Here is a 12,437-nt window from a genome sequence, read left to right on the forward strand (position 1 = left end):
CATCGCCCGGGCGGGGTGCATCACCTTGTCCATGAAAAGTCCCCTCACATGAGTTTGGTGCTTTCCAGGTTCCGGACGATCCAGTCGTTGAAACGAATCACCGGCTTACGCAGGAGGAGGCCCAGCAGGAGGGAGGGGACCAGGAAGAGGGCCAGGGCACCCATCTCCCTCCAGAATTCCATCCCGTAGATGCCGGCCACGGCCGACTGCATGGCCCCGATGGCGTGGACGAAGGGGAGGAAGGGGTAGACCCCTTGGAAGAAACCTGGCAGGGTCTCCATGGGGAAGGTGCCGCCCGAGCCCGCCACCTGCATGACCAGAAGGACGACGGCGATGGCCTTGCCGATGTCGCCGAAGGAGACCACCAGGGTGTAGATCAGGTTCATGAAGACAAAGGAGGCGAAGACCGCCACGACGATGAACATCAGCGGATGCACACACTGGACCTTCAGGTAGAAGAGGTCACCCAGACCGATGAGGCACCCCTGGAGGATGGCCATGAGGGCAAAGACCATGAACCTGCCGAAGTACTCCTGGTAGAGCTTGAGACCGAAACGGCGGGCGTTGCCCGGGGACTCGGGGCGGAACCTTCCCCATGGATGGGGGTCGTCGGGGCCGCCCTGGTCGGCGTCCGCCCGGCCCCAGGCGGCCTGGAGGGAACCCAGGCGGAGGATGGAGGCCTTCTTCCTGTCGGAGATGGCCACCTTCATCATGGCGGCGAGAATCGTGGCACCCACCCAGATGGAGAGGATGGTATAGAAGGGCGTCATGGCCGACCCGTAGTTCATGACCGGGAAGACGGCGTGCCGGTTGATACCGACCGGGGAGGCGAGGAGGGTGGCCAGGGTGTCGGAATCACCGGCCAGGAGGGACTTGACGCTCTTGATGTCCTGGCCCTGGTAGGCCTCGGTCAGGTGTCCACTCAGGTCGGTCAGCTTCTTCGAGGCCTGGTCGAGCCGCCGGGAGATGCTCCCCAGCTGATCCTTGGTGTGGCTGATGTCGTCGGCCATGGAACCGGTCAGGCCCGGGGCCCCCCTGATGGTGCCGTCCAGGCCGGTCAGGAGCCGGTCGGTCGAGGCGACCACGGCATCGACCGACCCGGCCAGGTCGTCCAGACGCGGCTTCAGGTCACTCTTGTACTGGTCGCGCACCTGATCAACGGAGGTACGGGCCTGGTTGATCATATCCTTCAGGTCCTGATGGAGGCCATCCAGCTTGTCGTTGCCATCCTTGGCCGCCTGGGAGGCCTGGCTGATGTGGTCGGCCAGGTCGCGCTGGGCGGCCTGGGCGGTGCGCATGTTGGCTTGGGCCTGGTCGATGGCGTCCAGGAGGGCCTGTCGCTGGGCGGGCGTCAGGCTGGTGTCCGACTGGACGGAGGAGCGCAGGGCGTCCAGGCCGGCGATCATCTGGTCGTAGTTGGCGGCCGAGGCGTTGATCCGGCTGCTCAGGTCATCCAGCTGCTTGCTGACCGCATCACTCTGGTTCCCCACCTGGGTAAAGGCGACATCTACCTTGGAGGAGATGGTGTCGTAGGCCCCCGAGGCCTGGTCCAGGGCCGTGTTGACCGCATCGGCCGAACCGGAGAGGGACTTGCCCAGGTCCTTGGCCCCCTTGGCACCGCGGTTCAGGGACTCCCTGGTCTTGGAAAGGGTGGAGTCGGACTCTCCCAGGATCTTCCCGGTGGAGTCGATCATCTGCCCGGAGGAATCCAGGAGTCCCGCGTAGGCGTTCACCTGCTTCGAGGTGGTGGTCAGTCTCTCCGATATCTGAGTGATATGGCCGGTGGCCCTGTCCAGGTAGTCCTGGACCTGGGGACTCTGAGAGTAGGTGAATACCTGGCTGGCCAGATCGATCCCCACCTGACCCACGGTCTTGGCGAAGGTCTTGTCTATGGTCGTGGCCACAGTGTCGGCCCCCTGCTCGGTGACGTGGGGGGCGATGGCGTTCTTCTTTTCATTCAGGTAGTACTCGAGCTTGGCATGCTTCATGTCGGGCGAGAAGAGGGTCATCATGTCCGCGCTGAAATCCTTGGGAATGACTATGGCGGCATAGTATTCGCCGGAGCGCACCCCGTCCAAGGCCTGGTCGCGGTTGACGAACTTCCAGTCCAGCTGGTCGTTGGCCCGCAGGGTGCTGGTGACCGTCTCCCCCACGTTGATCCTGACCGGGATCAGGTCGGACTTGAACCCTTTGTCGGTGTTGGCCACGGCCACCTTGATGGCCGTGGTGTTCTTGTAGGGATCCCAACTGGCGGCTATGTTGAACCAGGCATAGAGGGCCGGAACGATGATCAGCCCCATCAGGACGATGATGGCGATGACGTTGCTGGTGGCATCGGTCAGATCCTTGCGGAAGATCCTCCAGATGTTCTTCATCGACGCTCACCACCCTCGGAACCCTCGGTCCGGTCGACCGCATCCCGCGATGCCGCCCAGGCGGTATCGCCCTCGTTCTCATCATCATGGTCCGTCTCGGTATGGTCACGCCCCGGGGCGGATTCGCGGACGGCCGCGGTCAGCCTGGTCACGGCTGGGGGGCCCGGATGTCGCACCCGTCCCGAGGGCAGGATCAGGGAACGGAAGTCCTCGTCGGGCCGCTCGGCTATGCCCAACTGCTGGACATAGCTGTCGCAGATGTATTCCACCACGATCAGGTAGGTGTCAATCAGGACGATGGAGGCGATGCAGGCGATCAGCATGACGATCTTGGCCTCGGTGCTGAAGAGGAGAATCAGGAAGAGGACCGGCAGGAGGACCAGGGCCAGACCCGCCCGGATCAGGGAGGGGTAGAGGGCCAGGAAGCGATGCGCCCGCCGTCGCAGGATGGCATGGTAGTCCCCCTCGCCGCCGAGGAAGGCCCGGACCAGACCGCCCAGGTTCAGACTGCGGTTGGCCGAGTGGTTCTGTTCGGTCAGCATCAGGTCGGTGGCACCCAGGCGCCGATCGAAGAGGGCATTCAGGTTGAGGAGGTACCGTCGCACCCCCAGACCTATCAGCAGTGCCGCCGGCAGGTACCAGAAGACATGGAGCATGTCCTGCCAGTAATGGGAGCCGTACATGCCGCCGATGGTCTCGCGCATGGCGTTGATCCCGTAGGTGAAGGGGAGCCAGGGGTTCAGGTTCCTGAAGAAGTCGGGCATCATCTCGATCGGGTACATGCCCGAGGAACCTGGAATCTGCAGGATGACCAGGACCACGGCCAGGGCCTTGCCGATATGCCGGAAGGAGGCGGCCAGGGCGTAGATGATGTTGATGTAGACGAAGGAGGCAAAAACCCCGGCCAGGACGAACAGGAAGGGCTGCTGGCACTGGATGCCCAGCGCCAGATCGCCCACCGTCGCAATCAGGGCCTGGAAGAAGCCCACGAAGACCAGGAGGAGCCAGCGACCCAGGTAGGCCTGGGTGGCGTTGCACTTGCCGATGCCCTCCTTGTCGACCTCCAGCTTGTAGATGGCGATCAGGATGAAGCCACCCACCCAAAGGGCCAGGTTGGTATAGAAGGGAGCCACCGAGGACCCGTAGTTGCTGACCGGATAGACCGTGTGGGTCGCCAGTTCCACCGGGGATGCCATGGCCTTGCCGAAGGATTCGGGGCTCAGACCCAGGGTCTGGGATATCCGATTCCAGGCGGCCGAGGACCCCAGGGCGGCCACGTCGGTGCGGACCCCGTCCAGGTCGGACCTGACCGAGATCAGGGAGGTCTTGGTCGTGGCCAGGGTGGACTGGGCCTGACCGATGGTGGCATCAAGTTGGTCCAGCAGGGTGGCGGTCTGGGCGGCCGTGGTCGACAGGCTGGTCAGGGCGCCCTGGAGGGACCCGTTGGAAGCATTAAGGTTATCCAGCCCTGTCAGGAGATTGGGCATGGTGGAGCCTGTCAGTCCCTGACTGGCCGTGGTCAGGGCCGCGATGCCCGTGCTGCCGGTGGCGGTCATGGCCGAGCTCAGGTCCGAGGTGGCCTGCTTGCCCGATTTCAGGGCAACCGATGAATTCTTCTTGAAGGCGTCCAGGGAGGTCTTCTGCTGCCTGTTGGTGGTCTCCAGACTGGTGATCTGCTGCTGGATGGTGTCATAGGCTGGGTCTCCCGGGCGCAGGCCGGAATGGTTCAGCCCGGATTGGAGCCCGTCTATAGCCCTCCCGTTGGCGTCAACCAGCTGCCCCAGGCTGGAGTCGACCCTATCCACCCTGTCCTGGGTGGCGTTCAGGCCCGAGGTGATCCCACCGGCCACCGTATTCACATCGGTTATACCCTTGGACAGGTGGGTGGTTCCATCTGCCAGGGCCTGGTTCAGGGCGGTCGAGAATCTCAGACTGTCGTCCCGGGTCTGGGTCATGGTGCCCTGGGACTTGCCCAGGGTGGACTGGGCGGAGGAGATCTGGTCCTGGAGGTTCTTGATGTTCTGCTTGGAGTCCGTTACGGTCTGCCGGGCCTGCCCCATGGTGGAGTCGATCCGGTCCAGCTGGTCGGTCATTTGGTCGATCTGGTCCATGGTCTGACCCAGGTCGACCACCACCTGGCTCCGGGTCTGATTGGCCGCCTCCTTGGCGTCACCAGCGGTCTCCAGGACCTTCCCGGCCAGGACGTCGCTGACAGCGGAGACGAAGACCGCGTTGATCTCCTGGTCAATCGTGGAGGCACCGGTATCGGTCACCTTGGGGGCGATGGCGTTTTTCTTTTCGTTGACGTAGTAGCTCAGGGCCGGCTTGCTCCCGGTCCCCTCGACGATGCCCACCAGGTCGGAGCTGAACCGTTCGGGAATGATGATGGCCGCGTAACACCGGCCCGAATGGACCTCGTCGATGGCCGTCTTGTCGTCGTCCATGAACTTCCATCCCAGGCTCTTGTTGGACCGCAGCTCCTGGATGACCGACCGCCCGGCGTTGAGTCTGCCGGTCTGGGGCGACTGGGTGCCCCGGTCCATGCTGACCACGGCCACGGGAAGATTCTTGGTGTTGCTGTATGGGTCCCAGAGGGCCATGATGTTGAACCAGGCATACAGGGAGGGAAGAACGGCCACACCTATCGTGACCACCAGGGCCACGGGGTTGCGCAATATCCGCCAGAGGTCACGCCTGAAGATGGCCAGTATGGTCCTCACCGCCAGGAACCTCCTTTTCACTCATCCGAACCGGATCCAGCCGGGCCCTTCCTGACGATATGGTATGCCCGCCAGTGGAATTCACCCGGCCCGAGTATAGCTACCCTTCCTTACCGTCCAATCGGGTCAGCTCTTCGTGAATCCTCTGAGGAATCCCACCGCTATCCTTGATTCTCGATGCTAGCTGACCGCCAGGCTGGCGGGGCGGTTTAAACATGAGATAATTGTTTTTCAATGCATGCAGTAGAAATTGCTTCAAACCGCTCGACCACACCGTCATGGGGACTACGAGTTTTTCAGAAGGAATGCATGAAACCGGCTGAGCTCTCACGCCGGAGTAGGATTTCGGCGTCCACGATCAAGTATCACCCCCGCGAGGGGATGCCACAACCGGGAAGGAAGGTGAGGGCTCGACTCAGCGAATACGACGAATCCCATCTGAGAAAATCGCACCTGATCGATGCCCTGATACACATCGCCGGACCGTCGATCAGCCAGGTCAAACGATTCCGGCGGCCGTGGATGACCCGGATACGAGCCTGGGCGACGTCCTGACCAGGGCTACTGTGGTCCTTCCTTCCTGCGGCGACAGGGTCATGCGGTACTCGGAGAACGAGAAGAAGGCCAGCAAGGACGAGGAGGGCGAGGCCGCCCGGGAGGAGCGTCCGAAGGAAATCAGGAAGGACCGGAAGCGATCGGGTTCGACGACCTGCCGGACCCCACTACGTTCACCACTGGAGGATGCCATCGATGCCACCCGCAATGCCGGCATGCCCTGGGGCAGGGATGAACTTCCCGTTTCGCCGACCAGGCACGTCAGATCGCCAGGGTCGGCTCTCCCCGGTGCCCTGGCCCAACCAGAAGGACGCCATCACGGTCTCGGTCCCGGGCATGGTCATGACCGAACCGATGCTGATGGGGCTGCATGGTCTGGCCCATCAGCAGCTGCCCAAGGACCTCCCGCCCGAACTGTCCCGAAACACCCCATACCAGGCCCAGAAGCTGAACGCACGTCGGTCCCTATGAGGAAGGATCGAAGCATGAAGCCAACCCATGCCCTGATCGTCCACTGCCACCCTTGGGATGGCAGTCCCACATTGCCATCCTCCGGTCCGTGATTCGTTCCCTGGATACTGATGGCATCGTCTATGACCTCATGGACCTCACATGGATAGGTTCAACCCCGTCTACGACGCTGTGGAGCTTTCGCTCTACCACGCCGGAGGAACCAAGGATCCCCTGGTCACCAAGTACCCGGGGTTGCTCGGAACCTGCGATGTGTTGATTCCCGTTACGCCGATCTGGTGAAATGAGATCCCGCGTATGCTGAAGGGCTTCTTCGACAAGGTCGTGAAAGAGGAAGAAGGGCTTTCACATGTGATCACGAAGACGGGGAAACGGAGGACACTGACCGGCATCCGCAAGGCCTGTGTCTTTCCCACGTCGACCTCACCAACCTGGCACCTCAGGCTGTTCATGGGCGATTACCTGAAACGAATGAATCTTCATCCGCAAGGCCCTGAAGCAGATCGGTGTCCGGAAGGGCACATGGACCAACCTCGGAAGCATGCCATCCACTGCTGCATGGCGTACCGCATCCCTGGACAAGTGCGCAACGATGCATTTCACCGTCCGACCGGCTGATTCCTCCGATCCAATCGTTCGGAAGCAGCTCCCGGAGGAATCACGACCATGACCCGGTCGATCATGACCTCCGACCGGTAAGCAACACGCGGGATACCGCCACCGACAGGACCACGGCAAGTCCCAGCGGCATGAAGGCCCCGACCGGGAGACGGCATACTTCCATCACCATGGCCATGGCCATCAGGGGGGCCTGCTGGGAGGCTGCCAGGAGGGCTGCGGCGCCCAGCACCGCACACTGCCAGAGGGGCAGACCCGGGAACCACCAGACGATTACCAGGCCCATGGCAGCACCAAGGCTGGAGCCCAGGGCAATGGAGGGGGTCAGTGTTCCCCCCGAGGCACCGGCCCCGATGGTGGCAGCCGTCAGGACGGCCTTGGCCAGGGCCATGACCAGGAGGGTGGCCACCGGGGCCAGGAGCGATGCCGGGGAGCCCGCCGAAACAATCTTCTGGCTCATGCCGGTCTGGGCGAGGGCCCGACCGTTCCCCATGACTTCGGGCATCCAGATGGCCGCCAGGCCAGTCAAGAGGGCCACTCCGGTCAGTTGCCAAAGGATGGCAGGCCCTGTGGTCCGGTGGTTTTGGGCCCAGGCGGTCAACCGGCGAAAGCCTGCGCCGGCCAGACCCATGACCGGTCCGGCCAGGAGGACGAAGGCCATGAACCAGGGGGAGAAGGAATCGTGACCCACCAGATAGTAGGGGTCGAAACCCTTGACGGATCCCCCCACCAGGGTGGCCAGGCATGACATGGCCAGGGTGACCATGACGGCCGTCATGTCGATTCGGGTCAGGAGCACCTCGATGCCGAAGAAGGTGCCGGTCAGGGGGGCTGTATAGATGCCGGCGAAGCCGGCACCGGCGGCCGCTGCCACCAGGAGGGACCTGTCGTCCCTGTGCAGACCAAGGCGGGGGGCCACCCTCCACCAGAGGCCACCCAGCATGGCACCGGCCTCACGGGGGGCCACCTCCCGGCCGATGGAACCACCGGCGGCCACCAGGAAGATCTGGGTCAGCACATGCAGGACCGTCTGCCAACAAGGCATATCGGCCCCCTTGACCGCCTGGTCCACCGAGGGCACCTTGCGGGTGTGGTTGCGCAGGAACCACCAGACCAGGGCGGCAACCAGGCCGCCAATAAGCACGGAGACGATACGTCTCGGAGCCGGCACCCGGAAGGGTGTGGAGACTCCCGGAGACTCGACGAATCCCAGGACGGTTCCTTGGGCCCACTCGAAGAAAAGGGCCAGGAGACCGGAAGACAGACCCACCAGGGATCCCAGGACCAGGACCGACAGGGCCAGCATCCAGGGTCTGGGCAGGGAACGACCGGCCGGGGAGGGAGTGGAATCCCCCTCCCGGTCAATGCCGGACTTTTCCGATCCCTGGGTCATGATCTCCAATCTAGCCCTAGGTCCACCTTTGCCAAACCCGCTGTCCAGACTGGTCATGCGGGCCGATCCAGTCAGCGGGGGGAACGGGGGCCAGGGCCTATTCGAAGCCCCTCCCCCGCTATGATTCCGGGACTTCCGTGGCCAGGGGAAGGGAACCTTCCTCCCACCCGCACGGGAGCCCCGGCTTTGTGAACCTCCTAGGCCAGGTCGGGAGGGACAGGGGCCGACGAGGGTTCCATGTGGTCCTCCATGCCCAGGGCCTTGTAGAGAAAATCCCGCTGGAGGATCAGCAGGTTCCTGGCCACGGTCTCATCGTTGGTCATGTGGGTGATCCCCGCCAGGGGGAGGACCGTATGCTCCCGCCCGGCAGCCATCAGGGCCCCGGAGAGACGCAGGGTGTTGGCCACACTCACGTTGTCGTCCGCGAACCCGTGAATCAGCATCAGGGGCCGGCGCAGGAGCGGGGCCTCATCGATGATGCTGTTGCGCCGGTAGACCTCGGGATCCATGCCCAGATAGCGCTCGGTGTAGTGGGTGTCGTAAAGGGTCCAGTCGGTGGGCGGGGCGCCTGCACAGGCCGCATGAACCCGATCGGGGGCCCGGAGGACGGACAGGGCCGACAGGAAGCCGCCATAGGACCATCCGATCATGGCCACGTGGTCCAGGTCGGCCTCGGGGGCGAAGTCAGGCAGCGCCTGGAGGGCTTCCAGCTGGTCATCCAGGGTCACCTGGGCCATGTCCTCAAAGATGGCCCTGTCCCAGGCGGGACCGCGGCCCGGAGTGCCACGCCCATCGGCGGTCAGGACCAGGAAGCCCTGGTCCGCCCACCACTGGGACTCCCAGTAATAGGCCTGGTTGAAGAGGACCTGCTGGGCACCCGGCCCCCCGTATGGTTTCAAGAGGACGGGAAGGTGCTCGGCCCCGGCATAGGGGCTGGCGGACGAGGGGTGAACAATGGCACCGAAGAGGCCGTGGGCACCCATACGGACGAAGTCGACATCGGGGATGAATCCTGGCTGGCTGCTCTGGTCCGCCAGGACTGCGCTCCAGGCCCCGAGACTGTTCAGGTGGCCGGGATCGACCTGGTCGCGGCCGACCGCCGCCGTCTGGGTGCTGGACCGGGAGGTGCCGGCCGACATTCCGCCAGCCATGGCCTCCGAGGTCGAGGCGGGACCATCGGCGACCTTCCGCCGGTCATCGGTGATCAGGCCCAGCCCGTCAACCCCCAACCGGTCAAGGCAGTCATCCTCTCCAAGATAGCAGTGCTTGATCTGCCCATGGGCCGAGGCCATGGTACGGCACCCGACCACAATCCCCCGTCCTGCCCGGGAGGCCGTCCAAAGACCCGGCAACCGGTTGAGTACGTGAACGCTGCCGTCGTAACCCAGCCGCATCAGGTCGAAACTGCGCGGGTCGGTCGAAACGATTGCCAGAATGTCATTGGAGCCGATCGAGATGACCTCTCTGATCTGGCATCCCGCCGGGGAGAAGGCCTTGCCGTCCACCTGCAGCCGTGTGGTGTCGCACCGGGTGTCGATCAGGGCGTCCACCAGGCCCCCGTCGGGGCGGTAGGCCGGCAGCCCTTCCACGATGTCGATCCACCGGTCATTCATGTGGGATCCCAGCTCACGGGTGGGTACCCGAGGTGCCCTGGCCGAATCGAGCAGGGGGGCTTCGCCATCCTCGCCCGCCGGACGGTTCTCGCTCCCGTCGTCAGAAGAACCCACAAGGGCCGATACCTCGACGCTCAAGATCCTGTCTTCGCTCTGCCGGCGGTTCTGCACCAGAAGAAGGGGCTGATGCCCGTCCTGCCAGCGGACCACAGCCAGGTACTCAAAGGCCTGGTGGTCCCAATCCACCTCACCCACCCGGAAGGGTCGGCCCTCCCTGTCAAGGCTGACCATGGCCAGCCCCACCCGGGCATTCCTGGTCAGTGCCTGCGGATAGCGCCTGGGCTTGGGGGCCACCTGTGGATTGGCCGGATCACTGATGTACCAGACCGGCTCATCCGAGGCATCGGCATGCTCCACCAGGAGGGCATCGGAGTCGGGGGACCACCAGAATCCCTGGTACCGATCCATCTCCTCACCGGCTACGAATTCGGCCAGTCCCAGACTCGTCTCCTGCCCGGCATCGGCACCCAGGGCGAGCAGGGGGAACTCACGGTCAAGACCGGCCTCCCGGCCGATCAGGACCATGAACATGGAGGAACCGGTGGAATAGGCCACCCTGAACCCGTCTGGCGAAATGGTCGGGTTGAGGATGGCCTGGCCTGCATAGTGGCGGCTCCCGTCGGCCTCCATCCGCCCCAGGGTCCGGGTCGAGGCGCTTAGGCCGTCCCGGGCTATCTGGACCAGCCAGAGCTGGCCGCCGAGCGTGAAGACCACCCGGCTGCCGGACCGGTCCACGCTGTAGGAGACGATTCCCTCCCCGCCTTCACGCGAGCGTTCACGCCGTGCCCGTTCGGCGGCGGGGACGTCCTCCTCGTCGGCATCGGCCAGGAGGTCCCTGGGGTCCGCCAGGAGAACCTCATGGTGGTGATCATCCGCATCGAAGGAGGAAAGCCAGAGGGAGGTCACCAGATCCTCCGGCCCATCAGAGCGCAGGAAGAGGGCACGGGAACCGTCCCCAATGGCCCTGGCGGACCGTGGGGCACCCAGGGTGAACCTGAGGGTGCGGGCCTTCATACGCGGAAAGTCCTCGATTGCCGAAACGGGACCGGACTCCCGTTTATTCGGGTTCTCCTCTTCGACCATGCTCTTCTCCTGCCAAGCGCTCCGGCATGGACCTTCCATCAGGCCATGCACCTGCACCGATGATAGGCTTCCGCTCTCCCAAAGGTGAATCCCCGTATCAAGGCACCTCGGCCGGTTCGACCCCGCATAGCCGCCCGAGCAACCCCCCAGAGGCGGATGACACCCATCTCCTTCCATAAGGCCTGCAGGGTCGAACTTCATTGAAGAAATTGCAAGTATCCTCAGGCTCATCCCCCACCCTGCCCCCGGTCACGTACTATGAAAGGGTTATATTAGAAAGGGATGACTATGAGCGTTCTCGACCGTTTCGAGAAGAGCGTGGAAGGTGCCGTCAACGGTGTCTTCTCGAAGTTCGGCTCCAAGGATCTGCAGCCTGTCGACCTGTCGAGCGCCCTTGAGCGCGAGATAGACTCGCAGGCCATGCCCGTCGGTCGCGACCGCACGGTGGCACCCAACGAGTACCGGTTCAGACTCTCCACCCCGGACTTCGACAGGATCGAGCAGTGGGGATCCGAAGCCCTGGCCAACGAGTTGGCCGATAATCTCACCAAGTATGCCGAAAGCCAGCATTACGCTTTTGTCGGCCCTGTCGTGGTCATCTTCGAAGAGGACCTTAACCTCAACAAGGGCGACTTCCACTTGAGCGCGGAGTCCGTCCAGGGCAACGCGGCTCCAGTCACCACCCCCAGCGAATCCAAGGACTGCCCCGTCCTTGAAATCAACGGTCGGCAGTACCTGTTGACCGCTCCCAAGACCACGATCGGCCGTGGGTCCTCCTGCGACATCGTCATCGACGATGCAGGAATCTCCCGCCGCCACCTCCAGATCGAAATCACCGACAAGGGCGTGGTCGCCCGCGATCTGGGATCCACCAACGGAACCTATGTGGAAGGACACCAGGTTCCCGCCGCCACCCTGCTTGACGGCAACACCATCACCATTGGCCGCACCCGCATCCTGTACTGGGCTTCTTCACAGGAACAGGATTCGTAAATAGCCAGACCTTGACGTAAGGTCGAAATCATTATGCTGACCGAACTGACATTCGCCATCCTCAAATATGGATTCCTGGCTCTGCTGTGGGTCTTTGTCTGGCTGGCAATCCAGTCCCTGCGCAAGGACATCGAGACCTTCTCGCCCCATACCTCACATACCCGCCGCCGCAGCGAACGCGCAGCCCGCCGCCGGGTACCTTCGACGGCCAGTTCCACCTCCCCCGTCCTCGTCAACCAGCCCTCATCGGGGCAGCAGGTAGGCCCCACCCTCCTGGTGGTCATCGACGGACCCCTGGCCGGGTCCTCCACCCCGCTTTCGGATCAGCCCATCACCCTGGGTCGTTCCTCCTCCAACACCCTTGTCCTGGATGACGAATTCGTCTCCGGACACCACGCCAGGGTCTATGAGGACCCGGCCACCGGCCAGTGGGCCATCGAAGACCTGGGCTCCACCAATGGCACCATCGTTTCGGGGCAGCGCATCACCGCGCCGACCATCCTGCCGGCCGAGGTGCCCGTCCGAATCGGTGCCACGACTTTTGAGTTGAGGTAGG

General features: G+C 63.6%; 11 protein-coding genes. 6 read left to right on the forward strand and 5 right to left on the reverse strand.

What is annotated here, in order from left to right; translation table 11 throughout:
- Positions 1–44: 44 nt before the first annotated feature.
- A complete protein-coding gene (locus AACP59_RS07760) occupies positions 45–2,375 on the reverse strand; it encodes a YhgE/Pip family protein (protein ID WP_339350774.1) in 2,331 nt (776 codons plus the stop codon).
- Positions 2,372–5,095 carry a YhgE/Pip family protein gene (locus AACP59_RS07765; protein ID WP_339350773.1) on the reverse strand — a complete coding sequence of 908 codons (2,724 nt, stop codon included), beginning with the start codon at positions 5,093–5,095 and terminating at the stop codon, positions 2,372–2,374. Before AACP59_RS07765 ends, AACP59_RS07760 begins: the two co-directional genes overlap by 4 nt.
- A gap of 309 nt (positions 5,096–5,404) precedes the next feature.
- Between AACP59_RS07765 and AACP59_RS09545 the strand changes: the two genes are divergently transcribed.
- Positions 5,405–5,650: a MerR family transcriptional regulator gene (locus AACP59_RS09545; protein ID WP_370466000.1), complete on the forward strand. Its 246-nt coding sequence runs from the start codon at positions 5,405–5,407 to the stop codon at positions 5,648–5,650.
- Here the strand turns inward: AACP59_RS09545 and AACP59_RS07770 are convergent.
- The gene (locus AACP59_RS07770) at positions 5,595–5,843 is read right to left on the reverse strand and encodes a hypothetical protein (protein WP_297316506.1); all 249 of its coding nucleotides are present in this window, start codon (positions 5,841–5,843) and stop codon (positions 5,595–5,597) included. The genes AACP59_RS09545 and AACP59_RS07770 overlap by 56 nt on opposite strands.
- A gap of 95 nt (positions 5,844–5,938) precedes the next feature.
- On the opposite strand from AACP59_RS07770, the gene AACP59_RS07775 reads away from it, so the two are divergent.
- From AACP59_RS07775 to AACP59_RS07785, 3 genes are all read left to right on the forward strand, one after another.
- Positions 5,939–6,121, forward strand: coding sequence for a hypothetical protein (locus tag AACP59_RS07775; RefSeq protein ID WP_339350772.1), 183 nt, complete (start codon positions 5,939–5,941; stop codon positions 6,119–6,121).
- A gap of 141 nt (positions 6,122–6,262) precedes the next feature.
- Positions 6,263–6,403, forward strand: coding sequence for a hypothetical protein (locus tag AACP59_RS07780; protein ID WP_339350771.1), 141 nt, complete (start codon positions 6,263–6,265; stop codon positions 6,401–6,403).
- 15 nt (positions 6,404–6,418) lie between these two features.
- Positions 6,419–6,739: a hypothetical protein gene (locus AACP59_RS07785; protein WP_339350770.1), complete on the forward strand. Its 321-nt coding sequence runs from the start codon at positions 6,419–6,421 to the stop codon at positions 6,737–6,739.
- A gap of 61 nt (positions 6,740–6,800) precedes the next feature.
- Here AACP59_RS07785 and AACP59_RS07790 read toward each other — a convergent pair whose 3' ends face one another.
- Both AACP59_RS07790 and AACP59_RS07795 read right to left on the reverse strand, forming a co-directional pair.
- A complete protein-coding gene (locus AACP59_RS07790) occupies positions 6,801–8,132 on the reverse strand; it encodes a chloride channel protein (RefSeq protein WP_297317124.1) in 1,332 nt (443 codons plus the stop codon).
- A 197-nt stretch (positions 8,133–8,329) separates the two neighbouring features.
- A complete protein-coding gene (locus AACP59_RS07795; RefSeq protein WP_339350769.1) occupies positions 8,330–10,888 on the reverse strand; it encodes a S9 family peptidase in 2,559 nt (852 codons plus the stop codon).
- Between the two features lie 288 nt (positions 10,889–11,176).
- On the opposite strand from AACP59_RS07795, the gene AACP59_RS07800 reads away from it, so the two are divergent.
- Both AACP59_RS07800 and AACP59_RS07805 read left to right on the forward strand, forming a co-directional pair.
- Positions 11,177–11,881 (forward strand): FHA domain-containing protein, encoded by a 705-nt coding sequence (locus tag AACP59_RS07800; RefSeq protein WP_297317122.1) that lies wholly within the window; start codon positions 11,177–11,179, stop codon positions 11,879–11,881.
- A gap of 36 nt (positions 11,882–11,917) precedes the next feature.
- A complete protein-coding gene (locus tag AACP59_RS07805) occupies positions 11,918–12,436 on the forward strand; it encodes an FHA domain-containing protein FhaB/FipA (RefSeq protein WP_370466001.1) in 519 nt (172 codons plus the stop codon).
- The last annotated feature ends 1 nt before the right edge of the window (position 12,437 follow it).

The sequence above is a fragment of the Bifidobacterium indicum genome (assembly GCF_036987015.1).
Classification (GTDB): Bacteria; Actinomycetota; Actinomycetes; order Actinomycetales; family Bifidobacteriaceae; genus Bombiscardovia; species Bombiscardovia indica.

Excerpts from the sequence above, each read along its gene's own strand:
- AACP59_RS07785 (WP_339350770.1), top strand. The coding sequence starts at position 6,419 with ATGCTGAAGGGCTTCTTCGACAAGGTCGTGAAAGAGGAAGAAGGGCTT.
- AACP59_RS07800 (WP_297317122.1), top strand. The coding sequence starts at position 11,177 with ATGAGCGTTCTCGACCGTTTCGAGAAGAGCGTGGAAGGTGCCGTCAAC.
- AACP59_RS09545 (WP_370466000.1), top strand. The coding sequence starts at position 5,405 with ATGAAACCGGCTGAGCTCTCACGCCGGAGTAGGATTTCGGCGTCCACG.
- AACP59_RS07795 (WP_339350769.1), bottom strand. The coding sequence starts at position 10,888 with ATGGTCGAAGAGGAGAACCCGAATAAACGGGAGTCCGGTCCCGTTTCG.
- AACP59_RS07760 (WP_339350774.1), bottom strand. The coding sequence starts at position 2,375 with ATGAAGAACATCTGGAGGATCTTCCGCAAGGATCTGACCGATGCCACC.
- AACP59_RS07780 (WP_339350771.1), top strand. The coding sequence starts at position 6,263 with ATGGATAGGTTCAACCCCGTCTACGACGCTGTGGAGCTTTCGCTCTAC.
- AACP59_RS07790 (WP_297317124.1), bottom strand. The coding sequence starts at position 8,132 with ATGACCCAGGGATCGGAAAAGTCCGGCATTGACCGGGAGGGGGATTCC.
- AACP59_RS07770 (WP_297316506.1), bottom strand. The coding sequence starts at position 5,843 with ATGGCATCCTCCAGTGGTGAACGTAGTGGGGTCCGGCAGGTCGTCGAA.